The 16,737-nt window shown below is 32.5% G+C and carries 19 protein-coding genes; 3 read left to right on the plus strand and 16 right to left on the minus strand.

Features of this window, described 5'->3' with window-relative positions; genetic code table 11:
- Positions 1 to 6: 6 nt before the first annotated feature.
- The 6 genes from ACSBO6_RS12815 to ACSBO6_RS12840 form a co-directional block, all read right to left on the minus strand.
- Positions 7 to 423: a stage V sporulation protein AB gene (locus ACSBO6_RS12815; protein ID WP_180232860.1), complete on the minus strand. Its 417-nt coding sequence runs from the start codon at positions 421 to 423 to the stop codon at positions 7 to 9.
- Entirely contained in the window at positions 416 to 1,039 is a 624-nt protein-coding gene (locus ACSBO6_RS12820; RefSeq protein WP_098845272.1) for a stage V sporulation protein AA, read from the minus strand. The genes ACSBO6_RS12815 and ACSBO6_RS12820 overlap by 8 nt, the downstream gene beginning before the upstream one ends.
- A gap of 242 nt (positions 1,040 to 1,281) precedes the next feature.
- Entirely contained in the window at positions 1,282 to 2,037 is a 756-nt protein-coding gene (sigF, locus tag ACSBO6_RS12825; RefSeq protein ID WP_056466881.1) for an RNA polymerase sporulation sigma factor SigF, read from the minus strand.
- A 12-nt stretch (positions 2,038 to 2,049) separates the two neighbouring features.
- Positions 2,050 to 2,490, minus strand: coding sequence for an anti-sigma F factor (gene spoIIAB, locus ACSBO6_RS12830; protein WP_098845273.1), 441 nt, complete (start codon positions 2,488 to 2,490; stop codon positions 2,050 to 2,052).
- Positions 2,490 to 2,840 (minus strand): anti-sigma F factor antagonist, encoded by a 351-nt coding sequence (gene spoIIAA, locus ACSBO6_RS12835; protein ID WP_069031806.1) that lies wholly within the window; start codon positions 2,838 to 2,840, stop codon positions 2,490 to 2,492. The genes spoIIAB and spoIIAA overlap by 1 nt, the downstream gene beginning before the upstream one ends.
- Positions 2,841 to 2,969: 129 nt before the next feature.
- Entirely contained in the window at positions 2,970 to 4,133 is a 1,164-nt protein-coding gene (locus tag ACSBO6_RS12840) for a D-alanyl-D-alanine carboxypeptidase family protein (RefSeq protein WP_498843464.1), read from the minus strand.
- A 192-nt stretch (positions 4,134 to 4,325) separates the two neighbouring features.
- Here ACSBO6_RS12840 and ACSBO6_RS12845 point away from each other — a divergent pair, with 192 nt between their 5' ends.
- The 3 genes from ACSBO6_RS12845 to ACSBO6_RS12855 are packed head-to-tail and all read left to right on the plus strand — an operon-like array spanning position 4,326 to position 6,580.
- Entirely contained in the window at positions 4,326 to 4,709 is a 384-nt protein-coding gene (locus ACSBO6_RS12845) for a GntR family transcriptional regulator (RefSeq protein ID WP_098845275.1), read from the plus strand.
- Between the two features lies 1 nt (position 4,710).
- Positions 4,711 to 5,589 (plus strand): ABC transporter ATP-binding protein, encoded by an 879-nt coding sequence (locus ACSBO6_RS12850; RefSeq protein ID WP_180232861.1) that lies wholly within the window; start codon positions 4,711 to 4,713, stop codon positions 5,587 to 5,589.
- Positions 5,582 to 6,580, plus strand: coding sequence for an ABC-2 transporter permease (locus ACSBO6_RS12855; protein WP_498843465.1), 999 nt, complete (start codon positions 5,582 to 5,584; stop codon positions 6,578 to 6,580). Before ACSBO6_RS12850 ends, ACSBO6_RS12855 begins: the two co-directional genes overlap by 8 nt.
- 54 nt (positions 6,581 to 6,634) lie before the next feature.
- On the opposite strand, the gene ACSBO6_RS12860 is transcribed toward ACSBO6_RS12855, so the two are convergent.
- From ACSBO6_RS12860 to fur, 10 genes are all read right to left on the minus strand, one after another.
- Positions 6,635 to 7,933: an NCS2 family permease gene (locus ACSBO6_RS12860; protein ID WP_098845278.1), complete on the minus strand. Its 1,299-nt coding sequence runs from the start codon at positions 7,931 to 7,933 to the stop codon at positions 6,635 to 6,637.
- Positions 7,934 to 8,128: 195 nt separating this feature from the next.
- Positions 8,129 to 9,073, minus strand: coding sequence for a nucleoside hydrolase (locus ACSBO6_RS12865; protein ID WP_498843466.1), 945 nt, complete (start codon positions 9,071 to 9,073; stop codon positions 8,129 to 8,131).
- Between the two features lie 159 nt (positions 9,074 to 9,232).
- Positions 9,233 to 10,540: a pyrimidine-nucleoside phosphorylase gene (locus tag ACSBO6_RS12870; protein ID WP_098845280.1), complete on the minus strand. Its 1,308-nt coding sequence runs from the start codon at positions 10,538 to 10,540 to the stop codon at positions 9,233 to 9,235.
- Between the two features lie 98 nt (positions 10,541 to 10,638).
- Entirely contained in the window at positions 10,639 to 11,457 is an 819-nt protein-coding gene (locus ACSBO6_RS12875) for a purine-nucleoside phosphorylase (RefSeq protein WP_098845281.1), read from the minus strand.
- 13 nt (positions 11,458 to 11,470) lie between these two features.
- Positions 11,471 to 12,652, minus strand: coding sequence for a phosphopentomutase (deoB, locus tag ACSBO6_RS12880; protein WP_098845282.1), 1,182 nt, complete (start codon positions 12,650 to 12,652; stop codon positions 11,471 to 11,473).
- A 283-nt stretch (positions 12,653 to 12,935) separates the two neighbouring features.
- Positions 12,936 to 13,631, minus strand: coding sequence for a TerC family protein (locus ACSBO6_RS12885; protein WP_098845283.1), 696 nt, complete (start codon positions 13,629 to 13,631; stop codon positions 12,936 to 12,938).
- A gap of 334 nt (positions 13,632 to 13,965) precedes the next feature.
- A complete protein-coding gene (gene map / locus ACSBO6_RS12890) occupies positions 13,966 to 14,712 on the minus strand; it encodes a type I methionyl aminopeptidase (protein WP_098845284.1) in 747 nt (248 codons plus the stop codon).
- Between the two features lie 198 nt (positions 14,713 to 14,910).
- Entirely contained in the window at positions 14,911 to 15,837 is a 927-nt protein-coding gene (gene xerD, locus ACSBO6_RS12895) for a site-specific tyrosine recombinase XerD (protein WP_098845285.1), read from the minus strand.
- A gap of 6 nt (positions 15,838 to 15,843) precedes the next feature.
- Positions 15,844 to 16,062 carry a YqzK family protein gene (locus ACSBO6_RS12900; RefSeq protein WP_098845286.1) on the minus strand — a complete coding sequence of 73 codons (219 nt, stop codon included), beginning with the start codon at positions 16,060 to 16,062 and terminating at the stop codon, positions 15,844 to 15,846.
- 204 nt (positions 16,063 to 16,266) lie between these two features.
- Positions 16,267 to 16,716 carry a ferric iron uptake transcriptional regulator gene (gene fur, locus ACSBO6_RS12905; RefSeq protein WP_098845287.1) on the minus strand — a complete coding sequence of 150 codons (450 nt, stop codon included), beginning with the start codon at positions 16,714 to 16,716 and terminating at the stop codon, positions 16,267 to 16,269.
- Positions 16,717 to 16,737 lie beyond the last annotated feature (21 nt).

Below are 16,737 nucleotides of genomic sequence, written 5' to 3' on the forward strand. Positions count from 1 at the left end.
CATCCTTTACTCTATAAAATATATCCAATGAAATAACGAACCAAAAACTTTTCCTAATGCGATTGCCATTAATAAGTACACAATTTTCTTTTGAATGCCAATTCGTTTTGCTAAGATTGGAAATACGTTTAAAACTTCGGTTAACGCTGCAGCCAACATTCCAATAAAAATACCTGCTAACAAACCAATAAAAACTGAAAATAGATGCGGTAAATTGAATACGGTATTTCGCAAACTGATCCAGCAACCAAAAATTGCTCCTAAAATAACTGAAAATTCATAAGCGCGTATTTTATGAATCGTTTTCGTTAACTGCGTTAGTCTCGGAATAATTCCAATTACCGATAAAAATGCTACAAATCCAGTACCGACAGCAATACCTCCTGAAAAACCTACAAATACGATTAACAATTGTTTAATCATCGGTATTTACACTTTTGTTTGGCTTTTTATTTTCATTTACTAACATGTATTCATCAATTGAACGTTGATACTGAAACATTTCTACTTCAAGAGGACTCGGTTCTTCATTTAATCTTGTTTTAAACCATTGATTAAAAAATAAAATCATCCCAATTCCTAGTCCAAACGAGTATGGTACTTGAAATAATAAAGGTTTATAATTAAGTTCTCCTGTAATCATATAGTAAATTCGTTGTTGAACCTGCTGCATGCTAACATCTTCATGGAAATAAATAATAGCTAATGAAGAACCTGTAAATAACAAGATCCAAACGAAACAAAACAGAAAAAAGTGATCCTTTGAAACTTCATTTTTAAGTTCTATTATGCACATCGTCACTCCGATTAGTTCAAATGTAATGTCAGGTTCTATTTCTTGAATTAAAGGTAAAAGATCTAGAATATCAATAACTGTATGTGTACCATCCTCCTTTTTAGATTCATGTACAATGATATTTTTAATTTGGGTTAAATCAACATTTATCCCTTGTAATCGTGCAATCTCTCCTAGATGTACACGTTTACCTACTTGTACAACGATTCGATTAAGTAATTTAATATATAACACCTTTTTCATACTTTCCCCTCAGTTTCAAAGCTTTATAAATTCAATTACAACTAGTATGTGAAAACTTCCCAAAAATATAAGTCCAGGAAGTTTTATCTGATTTTTTCGGTAAGTAAAATCAAGAAAAAACAAATTGCCAAAATAGATTTCATCTTTATTTGGAGCTTTTAGTTAACAGTAAATACAAAATAAAAAAGCTGAAAAATCGTATTGTATTTCCTACGATTCTTCAGCTTTTTTAGCTCAAGATTTTATTTGATTTTGTCTTTCATTTGTTGGAGAATCTTCTTCTCTAGTCTTGAAACCTGCACTTGAGAAATTCCTAATCGCTCAGCAACTTCTGATTGAGTTTGATCTTTATAATATCTTAAATAGACAATTAATCGCTCTCTGTCATCTAGTTGTTTAATCGCTTCTTTTAATGCAAATTTTTCAAACCAATTTGTTTCATGATTATCAGCAATTTGATCTAACAATGTAATTGGATCACCATCATTTTCATACACTGTTTCATGAATTGACGAAGGAGCTCTACTAGCTTCTTGTGCAAGTACAACATCCTCTGGTGTAATTTCCATATGAGTAGCAATCTCATTAATTGTAGGCATTCTTCCAAGCGTTTTACTTAACTCTTCTTTTGCTTTTCGGATCTTATTATTTGTTTCCTTTAATGAACGACTTACTTTAACTGTTCCATCGTCTCGAATAAATCGTTGGATTTCTCCGATAATCATCGGAACAGCATATGTAGAAAATCGTACATCATAAGATAGATCAAATTTATCTACCGATTTCAACAATCCGATACAACCAATCTGAAATAAATCGTCTGGTTCATATCCACGGTTAATAAAGCGCTGAACAACTGACCATACAAGTCTCATGTTGTGCCCGACGATGCTGTCTCTAGCCAATTGATCTCCAGCCTGACTACGCTTAATTAACTCTTTTAATTCATGATCCTTTAACTGCGCACGGGGTTGATCTTGCTTGACTTCTACGTCCATAGGCGATTCTCCTTAATTACTTAAAACATTGCTATTTGATAAGTACTTTTTAACCGTAATCGTTGTACCAACATTGACAGTGGACACAACTTCACATTGATCCATGAAATTCTCCATAATCGTAAATCCCATGCCGGATCTTTCTAAATCTGGTTTTGAAGTATATAAAGGTTGCATTGCTTCATCTAAATCAGCAATACCAATACCTTCATCTCTGATTGTTAAAGTTACTGTTTGATCTTCAAGAAGAACTGAAATGAATACGATCCCTTCAGGATTATTTTCATAACCATGAATAATCGCATTTGTAACCGCCTCAGATACGACAGTTTTAATCTCAGTTAATTCATCTAAAGTAGGATCTAGCTGGGTAATAAACGCAGCTACAGTTACACGAGCAAATGATTCATTTTGACTTAATGCGGAAAATTGAAGGTTCATTTCATTTCGCATTATGCCACCCCCAATACATTAAGTCCATTTGACTCATCATCGGCTAAATGAACAATCTTAAATAAGCCAGACATATCAAATAACCGTTTAATTGATGGAGAAATTGAACATACAACCATTTCTCCACCTTTATTTCGAATAACTTTGTATCTACCTAAAATGACACCTAAACCAGAACTATCCATAAAAGTTAAATGCTCAAGATTTAATAAAATATGTTTGATAGTCTGTGACTCTAATACCTCATTTACTTGCAAACGTAAATCCTCAGCTGTGTGATGATCTAGTTCGCCTGCAAGTCTTACACAAAGGATTGCATTTTTCACTTCAAGTTCAATATTAAGACTCACTACAATAACCTCCCTATTTGACGGTTATTTTAGAGTTTCGTTAAAACTAAACCGAATTCCTTCACGTATGACAAAACTAGTGGTAAAACGCCAAATCTTTCTGTAATACTCGAAATTAGTCGGAAGAAATCAATTGAATCCTCCAACAGTACGCTTAAATAAATCATACCAATTAGCTTTACTTACCGATTTATTCGCAACCAAGTCTGTTTTTGATAAAACTTTATTACCTTGTTTTAATACTAAAACTCCGACAACTTGCCCTTTTTTAATTGGTGCTTGCATATGTTTGTTCAACTTAATATCTTTTGTAATTTTATTCATCGCTTGACCCTTCTTCAATACAACTGAAACTGGGCTTTTTGTGATAACATTTACACCTTTAGACTTACCTTTACTAATATTAAGTCTCTCAATACTCTCACCTTGTTTAATCAATTGCTTTACTTGATATTGATTAAATGCATAATCAAGCATATTTGTCATTTGGGCATTTCTTTCTTTAGAAGTTGGCGCCCCCATAATCACGCTAACTACTCGCATGTTGTTCTTCTTAGCAGTTGCTGTTAAACAATACTTTGCTTCCGCAGTAAATCCTGTTTTCAATCCATCTGCTCCTGGATAAAAACGGACAAGTTTATTCGTATTTACTAACCAAAATTGTTTTTCAGTATCTTTTCTCAAGTAATCTTCATAAGTACCAGTAAACTTTGTGATTAATGGATATTTTAATAGCTCTCTTCCCATGACTGCCATATCATACGCCGATGAATAATGACCAGGTGCAGGTAGCCCAGTTGGATTTTCAAAATGTGTATTTTTTAATCCTAACTGTTTTACTTTTTTATTCATTAAAGCGACAAATGCCTCTTCTGTACCTGAAATTTTCTCTGCCATTGCAACCGATGCATCATTTCCTGAAGCGATTGCAATACCTTTCAACATTTCTCTTACTGTCATCTCTTCGCCAGGTTCTAAAAAGATTTGTGATCCGCCCATTGACGCAGCATGTTCACTTGTCATTACTTTATCATCTAACTTGAGATCTCCCTTATTGATTTCTTCCATAATAATAAGCATTGTCATAATCTTAGTCATACTTGCTGGTGGAAGCTCTTTTCTAGCATCTTTTTCATATAAGATTTTTCCTGTGTCTTGTTCAATAATTACGGAAGATAATGCATTTTTTGCCAAACTGACATCATTATTTTGTGTTTCTCTTGCATTTACTTTAGGTAGTGCTAAAGAAAAGATCATAACACTACTTAAAAGAGTTAGTAATACCCTTTTCATCTATAACCCTCCATTCTTTTCATACATATTTTTTCCAAATATAAGTAGTTTAATCAAATACAGAAGAAAATATTAGAAAGAATGGAACTATTTACATATATGCGTACATATGATATAAGTAAGGTGTATTAAATATACCCATACACTTAATACACTCCATACACTTAAGAAAACATATAAGGTGGTGATCTCTTGATAATTATTTTAGACCCAAGAAGCCATTTACCCCTTTGGGAGCAAATTGTTCTACAAACAAAAGAACAAATCCTAAGAAAGATTTTGGTAAATGGAGATAAACTTCCTTCTGTACGTGAATTAGCAACTACATTAGTGATTAATCCAAATACTGTTAGTCGAGCCTATCAAGAATTAGAGCGCATCGGAGTCATCGAAACGATAAGGGGTAAAGGAACATTTGTAATTGGTTTAACGAAGGAGACTGTTTCAACTGATACCCTTTTAAAATATAAAAATAAACTATCCAATTTATTAATTGATTGTTTAACAGATGGCGTAAATGAGGAAGAAATAATTAATTGGGTAAAAGAGTTTTATTCTAATAAAGGAGCTGAATAGTTTGCTGAAAATCAATCATTTAAGTAAAAAACTCGATGAAAATGAAGTATTAAAAAATCTAAACTTCCAAATAGAAAAAGGTAAAATCACAGGCTTAATTGGTAGAAATGGAGCTGGTAAAACGACCCTATTAAAAACAATCGTTGGCATTCTATCTCCAGACGAAGGCTCAATACAAATTGACGATAAAGAAATTAACGAATCACCTAATATTAGAAAAGAAATAGCATATATGAGTGATTCTACCAATTTCATTAATCAATATAGTGTAAAAGAACTTATTACGATTTATGAAAATTCATACCCAAACTTCAATAAATACAAATTTCTAGAAGCATTAAATAAATATAAATTACCTAATACATCCCTACGTAAATTCTCAAAAGGGATGAAAACACTGATCTATTTATTATTAACCTTTTCTACAGATGCAAAATATGTCATTTTAGACGAACCAACAAACGGTTTAGATCCAGTCGTTAAACGGACTGTTTTGCAATTAATTATTGAATATGCAAGTACAAACTCAGTCGGAGTTATTATTTCATCACATCATCTTGCAGAGCTTGAAAAAATAATTGATCAATATTTATTTATTAAGGATGGAAGAATTAACTCAATCTCTACAATGGAAGAAAGTACGAGTCAATTTTATAAATTACAAGTAGCATTTGAAAATGGTTTACCTAAAATATTTGAAGATGACCCGTCTATTTCTGTATTCTCAAAAACCGGTAAAGTAGCAATTATCATTATTAATGGAAATAAGAACGAATATATAAAACGAATGGAAAATGAAAATCCACTTCTTTTAGAAGAACTTCCATTGACATTAGAGGATTTATTTTTCATAAACGATGGAGGGGACTTATATGTTTAGTAAAGCATTGTGGTTAATTAATTCGAAACAATCTAGGCTTGCACTTATTTTACTCTATCTTGTCTATCTAATTATAATTCCATTTAGCTATTACAATAACACTGATGAATTAAATCGAGCCTTACTAACAGATCCAAGTAATCCATATTTTTATATAGACGACTTTAGTATGCTTGCTATTTTTTCACCAATCATTGTACTAATATTAAGTATCTTATTAATAGGAATTGGTCGAAATACAGGAGGAATTGATTTTCAATTTTCGCTTCCTTACTCACCGAGACAACTTTATCTATCAAAATGGATGTTTGGAGTCGCTCATATTTTTATGGCAACTATTGGATTATTTATTTTAACTCTATTAATCCATTACAATACTAATCTTCACAAGTATATTAACGCTTCATCATTTGTAACGATTTTTACTGTAATTTTCCTATTTACGATTGCTTTTTTTACAATTGGTCTATCGATTGGGACAATAACAGGTCATTATTTTTCTCAAACACTTTTCACTATTTTTACGATTTTCTCACCTAGTATTATCTATTTTAGCATCTATTCAAATTTAAACGGCATCTTTAACTATGAATTGTCTGGTAAAAGCGAAAAAGCGATAACTAGTTGGTCTATTCCATTCCAAGCAGAAGATTTATCAATTTCCAGAGATTTTAATGAACACATTATTCATTATCCAACTATGGACTATGGAAATTTAACGATAATTATCCTTTATATCGTTGCATTTCTTGTAATCGGTTTATTATGTTATAACAGATCTGCGAATGTCAATAATGGCAAATTATTCGTATATAAAAAATTCGGTTTATTCGTTAATGCCTTATTTGTATATCTTGCAGCGACATTAATTGCATTATTAACATCTACCATTGCAAATGGGCATAACACGATTATTTACCTAATTGGATTAATAATTGGTACGCTTGTTGGCTATTTCTTCTATAAACGTTTAAATAAATTTTTTGATTAATGTTATTCTAACTAAAAAAGCGCTGATTCTTAAGAAGAGAATCAGCGCTTTTTTTTATGAAATGAAGTTTAATGCAAATCGTACAAAGAATAATGCTGAAATTGCAACCATATATGGTGTGATTTCAGTTTTCTTACCTGCTGCCATTTTAACTAATGGGTAAGCAATAAAACCGAATGCAATTCCGTCAATAATACTATATGTTAATGGGATGAATGCTAAAATTAAGAAGGCTGGTATCGCTTCAGTAGGATCATCCAATTGAATATCTGTAATATGTTTAACCATCAATGAACCAATTATGATTAAAATTGGTGCAATCGCAGATGTTGGAATATAGGCGATTAATGGCATAAAGAGTAAACATCCTAAAAATAAAAATCCAGTTACAATCGAAGTAAGACCTGTTCGACCACCAGAACTAATCCCAGCACTACCTTCTACAGCTATAACTGTCGGACTAGTACCAAATAAACCGGATAAAATAATACCAAACGCAGCACCTTGAACAACCTTTTGTTGCTTATGCTCTTGGTTCATCATGCTTAATTGACCATGAATAATACCGATTGATTCGAACAACACAACCATCGTTAACGAAAATACTGCAATCCAAAATGGAAAACTCAATACTTGAGTAAAGGTCAGTTGTCCGACAACTTCACTAGCAGATTTCATTGTAATTTTTGTTGTATCATGTGCTTTTTCAATTCCACCATGTAAAATGAATGAAACGATTGTACCTAAAATTACCGTAATTAAAAAGTTTGCAGGTACATTTTTAATAAAAAGATAAATTGCAATACCTAGTGTAATAACTGTTGCTAAAACATCTACATTTGTAAAATTTGCGATTGATACAAACGTACTTTCATTTTTTACAACAATTCCACCAGCTTGAAGACCGATAAACGTTAAGAAAAATCCAATTCCAACTGTAATTGCACTTTTTAGTGATAATGGAATCGCAGTTGTTAATTTCTTAATTAATTTTGTGAATGATAAAATTGATAATAAGATGCCACTTACAAATACAACAGCAAGTGCTTCTTTCCAACTCATTCCCATTTCTCCAACCATTGTATAAGTAAACAATGCGTTGATGCCCATTCCTGGAACTAATACTAATGGTGAATTACTCCATAATCCAATCATAACGCTTCCAAAGAAAGCTGATAAGATTGTAGCAATCATTGCACCTTGGAACGGTATACCTGCATCATGCAAAATTGTACTATTAACGGACAAAATATAAACAAGTGTTAAAAAAGATACCGCACCTGCAATCAACTCCGTCTTAATGGTCGTACCGCTACCTTCAAGATTAAACTGTTTGTTCAATAAATTTTTCAAAGAAATTCCTCTCTTTTAATGTCTCCCTCTCCCACCCATGCAACAAGGCACGATTACAATTATACTAAATTTCATCAAATAATTAAACAAGAAAATATCTTCTTTATTGATTTAAAAAATAAAACAAACCTTTGCAAAATATCAAGGGTTTGGTAAAAGAATTAATAAAACTAAAATTCAAATCAACAATTTCATCTAGAATTTCTCCCCAGTCATAACTGACATAAAATCTTTATAAAACCCTTCATAATCTAATCCTATTGCAATATTTTGTTGCGGTCTTCCATTAAAATTCTCAAGTTTATCCGTAACTCGAAAATCTGCAATACTTTGCCCACTAGCCACACCAGTTGAATCAATTTCAACTGCAGATTGATAGAATTTAAATAGATCACTACGAATGACTGCCATAAGAGTTACCGCATCATGTACTGGACTTCCTTTTATCCCCGGTATCTTCTTTTGATAAAAGTTGAAATAATAGTAGTCTAATAATGGTTTTACAATATCCGTTTTCCCCTTAGAATGTATATAATTGACCATTGAAGGAGTTATAATCGCATGTTGTGTTACATTTAATGGGAAAATATAAGCACCATTTACATACTTCATTACGATATTTGCTGCAATAGGATCACCGTGAAAATTTGCTTCGGCTACTGGAGTAACATTTCCTGGATAAAGAAAGGCTCCGCCCATGATATAGTATGAATGCACACTTTTCATTAAATCTTCGTATAAGATAAAAAGTGTCGCTAGTGAGGTTAACCTCCCAGTATTTACGATTATTAGTTCATGCTTATACTGTTCAATCAATTTTGTAACTTCATAAAAATTCTCTAAATTTTCAAATTTCAAACCTGGATCGATTGGACCTAACCCAAACGGACCGTGAATATCAGGGTAATAAGTTGGGATTTCTCCCGTCATTGGATTCTCGGCACCGCCAAAAACTTTAACATTTTCTTTTTTTGACCTTTTTAGTAAGAACCGTACATTCCTTGTCGTTTCTTTTTTAGATACATTCCCATAATCTGCGACAATTCCAATGATATCGATTTCTTCTGTTAATCGAGCATAAACCAAAGCGATTGCATCATCAATTCCTATATCACCGAAAAATAACACTTTCTTTCCCATTAAATTGGCTCCCTTTATATCTGAGGTTCTAAAGCATCTCTTATATTATTTATTCCTTTGATATAATGGTATGTTATTAACTTTTTGAAAAGTAAAAAATTCAACTTAAATAAGAAGAAAAAAGCTATTCTCAAATTTAGAGAATAGCTTTAATAATGATTAAGCTTCCATAATTAAATCATAAATTAATGTAGGTTCTTCTACTTTTTCAGTAGAAATTTTAATGTTTTCAAGTAAGTCTTTTTCAACTTCACTAATGTCTTCTGTGCTTGAATAAACAGTAACTAATGAATCGCCTTTTTTAACTGCTTCGCCTACTTTTTTGTTTAGCATTAATCCTACAGCTAAATCAATAACTGATTCTTTTGTTGCACGTCCTGCGCCTAATTTCATAGCTGCTGTTCCAACTGCATCAGCAACGATTTGTGAAACATAACCGTCTTGTTTTGCAACTACTTCTTGTACATATTTTGCTTGAGGTAGTTTTGATGGATCATCTACTACTGAACCGTCTCCTCCTTGGGCTACTAAAAATGCTTTAAATACTTCTAAAGCTTTTCCGTTTTTCATATTTTCTAGAAGTTTAGCTCTTGCCTCTTCTAATGTTTCAGCTTTTTTAGCTAATACAACCATTTGGCTACCTAATACTAAGCATAATTCTTCTAAATCTTTTGGACCTTCGCCTTTAAGTGTGTCAATTGCTTCTTTTACTTCTAACGCATTACCAATCGCAAAACCTAATGGTTGGCTCATATCAGAAATAACTGCAACTGTTTGTCTTCCTACGTTATTACCAATTTTAACCATCGCTTTCGCTAAGTCACGTGCATCATCAATATCTTTCATAAATGCACCAGCACCAGTTTTAACATCTAAAACAATTGCGTCTGCACCAGCAGCGATTTTTTTACTCATAATAGAACTTGAAATTAATGGGATTGAGTTAACAGTTGCTGTTACATCACGTAGTGCATATAATTTTTTGTCAGCTGGTGTTAAATCTCCAGTTTGTCCGATAACGGCTAATTTAATATCGTTTACTTGTTTAGTAAATTCTTCTTCTGTTAATTCAACATGGAACCCTTCTACAGCTTCTAATTTATCGATTGTTCCACCAGTGTGACCTAAACCACGTCCGCTCATTTTGGCAACTGGAATATCTAAAGAAGCTACTAATGGACCTAATACAAGTGTAGTAGTATCACCTACGCCACCAGTTGAATGCTTATCAACTTTGATTCCTTCAATGTTAGAAAGGTCAATTGTATCACCAGAATGTACCATAGCCATTGTTAAATCACTATATTCTTTCTCAGTCATGCCTTTTAAGAAAACTGCCATTGCAAAAGCACTCATTTGATAATCAGGTACACTACCATCTGTGAAACCTTTGATGACAAAATTTACTTCTTCAGTTGTTAATGTTTTTCCGTCACGTTTTTTTTCAATTAAATCTACCATTCTCATTTTTGAAACGCCTCTTTCTAATTTGTCTATATTACTTCTAATGAAAAGTGACTTCCACATAATGTAGAAGTCCTTTACTATTTTCGTTAACTTTTTTATTAACCGATTTTACGAATAATCTCTTTTACTAATGATAAAAATGAAGTTCTTACTCTTTGTGTCGTTTCAATTACTTCTTCATGGTTAAGAGGTTGATCTAAAATTCCTGCTGCCATGTTTGAAATACATGAAATACCGAGTACTCTTAATTCAGCATGACGTGCCACAATTACCTCAGATACTGTTGACATCCCAACAGCATCAGCACCTAATGTTCTAAACATGCGAATTTCAGCTGGAGTTTCATAAGATGGACCTGTCAGTGCAGCATAAACTCCCTCTTGAAGTTTTACATTTACTTCACTAGCAGCACTTTTTGCAAGTTCTCTTAATTCACGGTCATACGGATAAGACATATCTACAAAACGAACGCCTAGCTCTGGGTTATTTGGTCCAATTAGTGGACTAGTTCCAGTGAAATTAATATGGTCTGTAATTAACATTAAATCACCAGGTTCATATGAAGTATTAACTCCACCTGCAGCATTTGTTACGATTAATTTCTCTACACCTAATTCTTTCATAATACGAACAGGGAATGTAACTTTTTCCATGCTATAACCTTCATAGTAGTGAACTCTACCTTGCATTGCTACTACTTCAATACCATGTATTGTTCCAAAAACTAATTGGCCCTCATGCCCTTCTACTGTTGATGTCGGGTATTCAGGAATTGTATGATATGGTATTTTTTCTTGGTTTTCTATTTCATCTACAAGAACACCTAAACCTGACCCTAAGATCAATCCAATTTTAGGCTTTCTGTCGACTTTGCTTTTAATAAAATCTGCAGCTTTATCAATATGTTCTTTATTCATATGTAACTCCACCTTATTTCAATTTTTCAAAAAAGCTTGATCCATGTGATGGCATTGCAATTTTAAAGTTTTCTGCAATGGTTGCTCCAATATCAGCAAAAGTTTTTGGTATTTCTAATTCTTTACCTTCTGAAAACTGTTTACTATAAACTAGTAATGGAACATATTCTCTTGTATGATCTGTACCAGTATATGTCGGATCATTTCCATGATCTGCAGTAATCATTAATAAATCATCTTCTTTTAATAAGTCAAATACTTCAGGTAATCTTGCATCGAATTCTTCTAGTGCTTTACCGTACCCTAGTGGATCTCTTCTATGACCATATACCGCATCAAAATCAACTAAATTTAGGAAGCTTAAACCAGTGAAGTCCATTTTTAATGTTTCAACTAATTTATCCATTCCATCCATATTTGAAACTGTACGTAATGCTTTTGTAATTCCTTCACCATCGAAGATATCTGCAATTTTACCGATTGAAATCACATCAAAATTCGCATCTTTTAACTCATTCATAACCGTACGTCCAAATGGTTTTAATGCATAGTCATGGCGATTTGGTGTACGTTTGAAATTTCCAGGCTCACCTACAAATGGTCTCGCGATTACTCGACCAATCATGTATGGATCATCTAACGTTAATTTACGTGCAATTTCACAATAACGATATAAATCTTCTAATGGAACAATTTCTTCATGAGCTGCAATTTGTAAAACAGAATCAGCAGACGTATAAACAATTAGATCGCCTGTTTTCATATGTTGTTCACCAAGTTCAACTAAAATCTCAGTTCCTGAAGCAGGTTTATTTCCAATTATTTTACGATCAAAATGGGTTTCCAATTCACTTATTAATTCTTGAGGGAATCCATCAGCAAACACTTTAAATGGCTTATCAATGTGAAGACCCATGATTTCCCAATGTCCAGTCATTGTATCTTTTCCAACTGATGACTCTTCCATTTTTGTGAAATAAGCAAGTGGCTTATCGGCCTTTGGAACCCCTTTCAATTCTCTAATATTACTTAATCCTAGTTTTGCCATGTTCGGCATATGTAATCCATTCATTTTTTCAGCAATATGACCTAGTGTATCTGAACCAACATCATTAAATTTTTCTGCATCAGGAGCTTCTCCGATCCCTACAGAATCCATAACAACGAGGAACACTCTATTAAATTTTCTATTCATTTGTTTTCCTCCTAACTCATCGAAACAAACTGAAACTTACAAGATAGCGTCAGATGTCTGACAACTAAAGTATACTTATTGTCCTAATTCTTTTCAAGAATTATATTTTCCAATTTGTGTCTATTGATACTATTATTCCCCAGAATCCTATTAATTTGACATAAATAATTCATAATTATTTTCTATTTTTAGTCGCTAATTAAAATGATCTGCTAAAAATTCCTCTTGCATACTGTATTGCAAAAATAAAAGGCCTAGCTTTATTAGCTGGCCTTTTAGCGCATTATGCTGTTTGATTTTCTGAACTTGTAACTTGATGTTTTTGTCTTTTCGCAACGATTGTACCAGCTACAATTACGATTGCAGTCATGATAATTTTGAACACTAAAGCTAAAGTATAATTTTCAAAAATATCTTTAATCATCTTTTCATGAGTAATCATACCAGCTGCTGTCCAAGCTAAGATACCTGCACCAATTGTTGTAATAATTGGGTATTTGTTCATAACTTTCATTAATATTGAGCTACCGCCAACAATAATTGGAATTGAAATTAAAATACCAATTACGATTGCAACGATACTACCATGTGATACACCAGCTAAGGCTAAAACATTATCAAGACTCATTAATGCGTCAGCAATGATGATCGTTTTAACTGCTCCCCATAAAGTTGCACCACTTTTAACTTCGCCGTGTCCAGAGTCATCGACTAATAATTTAAAAGCAATCCATAATAACATTAAACCACCGACTGCATAAATAAACGGAATTTTTAATAAATACACGATTACTGCTGCAAATACGACACGAAGTGCAATTGCACCCATTGTACCAAATAATACTGCCTTTTTCTTTTGGTTTTTAGGTAAGTTTTTCGCTGCTAATGCGATTAGAATAGCATTGTCACCACTTAATAACAGGTCGATAAAAATTACATTCAATAGTACACCAATACTTAATCCATCAAATAAATCCATGACTCTTCCCCCTTATAAAACTACTTTTTTAATTAAACAACCTGTACTTCGCGACTACAAAATAAAAAGACCTTTGCCAATAGTTGTAGTTCTACGGCAAAGGTCTTGCTGAGCATACATTTGTATGCCAACAAAGCCGATGAGAATTTCTTCTCATGTAATGACGACTTTGTTTCAGGATCTCTCCTGACGCTACTCCCCTTTGGAGTATTCGATTGTTTATTAATACTATAATAGTATTCTAGCTAGTCCATTATGTCAATAGTTTTAATAGGTTTTTAATTATTAATTTTAACTTTTATAGTCTAATCGAATATCAATGAAAATAATTAACTTATTGCTTTGTCAATATTTTTGGTCCATTACTTGTTATCGCTAAAGTATGTTCATATTGTGCTGAATTTTTTCCATCTCTTGTTCTTGCTGTCCAGCCATTACTATCCATTGTAGAATGCCATGATCCTAAATTAATCATCGGTTCAATCGTAATGACCATCCCTTCACGTAGTCTTAAACCTTTACCTGCCATACCAAAATGAGGAACATATGGCTCTTCATGAAGAGTCGGTCCTATGCCATGTCCTGTAAAATCACGCACAACAGAATATCCTAACGACTCAGCATAAGATTGAATCGCAAAACCAATGTCACCAATACGGTTTCCTACTACAGCTTGCTCTATTCCTTTATATAAGCATTCTTGGGTAACTTTTAATAAATCTTTGTTTTCTTTCGATATATTTCCTACACCGTAAGTCCAAGCCGAGTCAGCAAGTGCACCATTTAAATTTACAACCATATCAATTGTTACAATATCACCATCTTTTAATGGTTTCTTACGAGGAAAACCATGGCATATCTCATCATTAATTGATGCACAAGTTGCATATTTATATCCTCGGTAACCTTTTTGCTCTGGCTTCGCACCATTTTCAGCTAAAAACTTTTCTACAAATTGATCGATTTCCCAAGTCGTAATCCCTGGTTTAATCATTTTTGCAATTTCTTTATGCGTAGCAGCCAATAAAGTACCTGCTTCATCCATTAAGTTAATTTCACGTTCAGTCTTAATCGTAATCATTTAGTTCATCCTTTCAAGTGAATTAGTGATTTTAAATTCATTCATGATTCATTTAATATAGTATGCTTTTCACATTATAACAATATTTCCCAAGAAAAAAGAGCTTAATTTAAGCTCTTAAGTGTGTAGATTAAGTTCAATATCTCGATTTTTTAGGTTTTTAATCATGTAGACATGAAAAACCAAATATCTGTGAAATTAGGCTCTAGGATGAAACTCTTTATAAACATCTTTCAGTCTATTTTTCGTTACATGTGTATATATTTGAGTTGTAGATATATCTGCATGTCCTAGCATTTCTTGCACTGATCTTAAATCAGCTCCATTTTCTAATAAATGTGTTGCAAATGAATGACGTAAAGTATGCGGTGTTAATTCATGCTGAATATTTGCTTTTTCAGCTTGTTTTTTTAAGTTTTTCCAAAATCCTTGTCTAGACATTCTATTCCCATGATGATTTAAGAAAAATGCATCATTATTTTTTTTACCTTTTAGTTCGTTTCTAGCTAATTTTAAATAATTTTCAAGTGATTCAATCGCAAGTTTTCCAAGAGGAATAATTCTTTCTTTACTCCCTTTACCTAAACATCGCACAAATCCCATTGTTAAATTAATGTCAGATAGATTTAATGATAATAACTCTGACACCCGCATACCAGTCGCATATAACAATTCTAACATTGCCTTATCTCTAAAACCAAATGTTGATTGATCTGGTACTTCTAATAAAGCCTCTACTTCCTGCAGTGATAAAACCTTTGGAAGTACTTTTGGCGCTTTTGGAATTTCTACTAATAATGATGGATCGTCTTTCATCCCATCAACTTCACGAATTAAAAATTGATGAAATGAACGAATTGTTGCTAATTGACGAGCCATTGTTCGAGCGGTTAAATCTCTTTCTTTTAAATATTTTAAATAACTAATAATATGTAACCTAGTTATATTTGAGAGACTATTTATATTTTCAACAACGTCCAAATATTTTCCGTAGCTTTCTAAATCCTTACCATATGATAGAATTGTATTTTTAGATAAACCTTTTTCAACTTGGATAAAATGGATAAAATCCTCCGTTGCAAAATCAAATTCTTTTTTAAATGGTGTTTTATCAGTCGTTGTCACATTTCATTACTCCCCGTTTTGATAAAACCGTACCAGTTGGTTAAAAGCACCATCCTTTTGATGATTGTCCACCTTTAACATTGAACCTTCAGGTCGGTCATATCGATGCATATTTTCATATTCAGAATGAATCCATTGAATAGCAAAATAAAATAAAATTGTACATGTAATGAATAAAATTGTAACTTTTATTACATTAAAAACAATACTTGCCCTTTTTTTCATATGACCACCACCTTTTGCTAGAAGTAAAGACATCATTACTACATACTATGCAAAATTAGGACAAATCATACTTCAAAAATCAAACATTAATGATCACACAGTATAATTTTAAGAACATGAAAAAGAGCAGACTCTTTTTATTGAACTGCTCCGTCTTTAGGAATCAAAAAATAAAATGATTTTAATTAAATTAAAATCATTTTATTACTTTTCATTTTGTTCATGGCAACGATGACATACACCATGAAATGATAATCGATGATCTTTAATTTTAAAATTCCAACGTTCTTCAACTGTCTTTTCAACTTCACTTAATAGATTTTCATGAATTTCATCCACTGCTCCGCAAACCGTGCAAATTAAATGATGGTGAAAATGTTGAGCACCTTCATGTCTTAAGTCGTATCTTGAAACCCCATCACCAAAATTTATTTTATCAACAATTGTTAACTCAGTTAGTAATTCTAACGTACGATAAACAGTAGCAAGTCCAATTTCAGGCGATTTTTCTTTCACTAGGAGGTAAACATCTTCTGCACTTAGGTGATCTTCTTCGTTTTCTAATAAAACACGAACTGTAGATTCACGTTGTGGTGTTAATTTATATCCTGCTAAATGTAGTTGTTTCTTTATTCGTTCAACTCGTTCTTCCATTTTTTTCACTCCCTCGCCACT

The organism is Bacillus sp. AL-1R (assembly GCF_052180195.1).
Lineage (GTDB): Bacteria > Bacillota > Bacilli > Bacillales > Bacillaceae_G > Gottfriedia.

What these genes read in the sequence shown, in the direction of transcription:
- ACSBO6_RS12815 (WP_180232860.1), bottom strand. Translation starts at nt 423, where the DNA reads ATGATTAAACAATTGTTAATCGTATTTGTAGGTTTTTCAGGAGGTATT.
- ACSBO6_RS12820 (WP_098845272.1), bottom strand. Translation starts at nt 1,039, where the DNA reads ATGAAAAAGGTGTTATATATTAAATTACTTAATCGAATCGTTGTACAA.
- sigF (WP_056466881.1), bottom strand. Translation starts at nt 2,037, where the DNA reads ATGGACGTAGAAGTCAAGCAAGATCAACCCCGTGCGCAGTTAAAGGAT.
- spoIIAB (WP_098845273.1), bottom strand. Translation starts at nt 2,490, where the DNA reads ATGCGAAATGAAATGAACCTTCAATTTTCCGCATTAAGTCAAAATGAA.
- ACSBO6_RS12840 (WP_498843464.1), bottom strand. Translation starts at nt 4,133, where the DNA reads ATGAAAAGGGTATTACTAACTCTTTTAAGTAGTGTTATGATCTTTTCT.
- ACSBO6_RS12855 (WP_498843465.1), top strand. Translation starts at nt 5,582, where the DNA reads ATGTTTAGTAAAGCATTGTGGTTAATTAATTCGAAACAATCTAGGCTT.
- ACSBO6_RS12865 (WP_498843466.1), bottom strand. Translation starts at nt 9,073, where the DNA reads ATGGGAAAGAAAGTGTTATTTTTCGGTGATATAGGAATTGATGATGCA.
- ACSBO6_RS12870 (WP_098845280.1), bottom strand. Translation starts at nt 10,540, where the DNA reads ATGAGAATGGTAGATTTAATTGAAAAAAAACGTGACGGAAAAACATTA.
- ACSBO6_RS12875 (WP_098845281.1), bottom strand. Translation starts at nt 11,457, where the DNA reads ATGAATAAAGAACATATTGATAAAGCTGCAGATTTTATTAAAAGCAAA.
- deoB (WP_098845282.1), bottom strand. Translation starts at nt 12,652, where the DNA reads ATGAATAGAAAATTTAATAGAGTGTTCCTCGTTGTTATGGATTCTGTA.
- ACSBO6_RS12885 (WP_098845283.1), bottom strand. Translation starts at nt 13,631, where the DNA reads ATGGATTTATTTGATGGATTAAGTATTGGTGTACTATTGAATGTAATT.
- map (WP_098845284.1), bottom strand. Translation starts at nt 14,712, where the DNA reads ATGATTACGATTAAGACTGAACGTGAAATTAACTTAATGGATGAAGCA.
- ACSBO6_RS12900 (WP_098845286.1), bottom strand. Translation starts at nt 16,062, where the DNA reads ATGAAAAAAAGGGCAAGTATTGTTTTTAATGTAATAAAAGTTACAATT.
- fur (WP_098845287.1), bottom strand. Translation starts at nt 16,716, where the DNA reads ATGGAAGAACGAGTTGAACGAATAAAGAAACAACTACATTTAGCAGGA.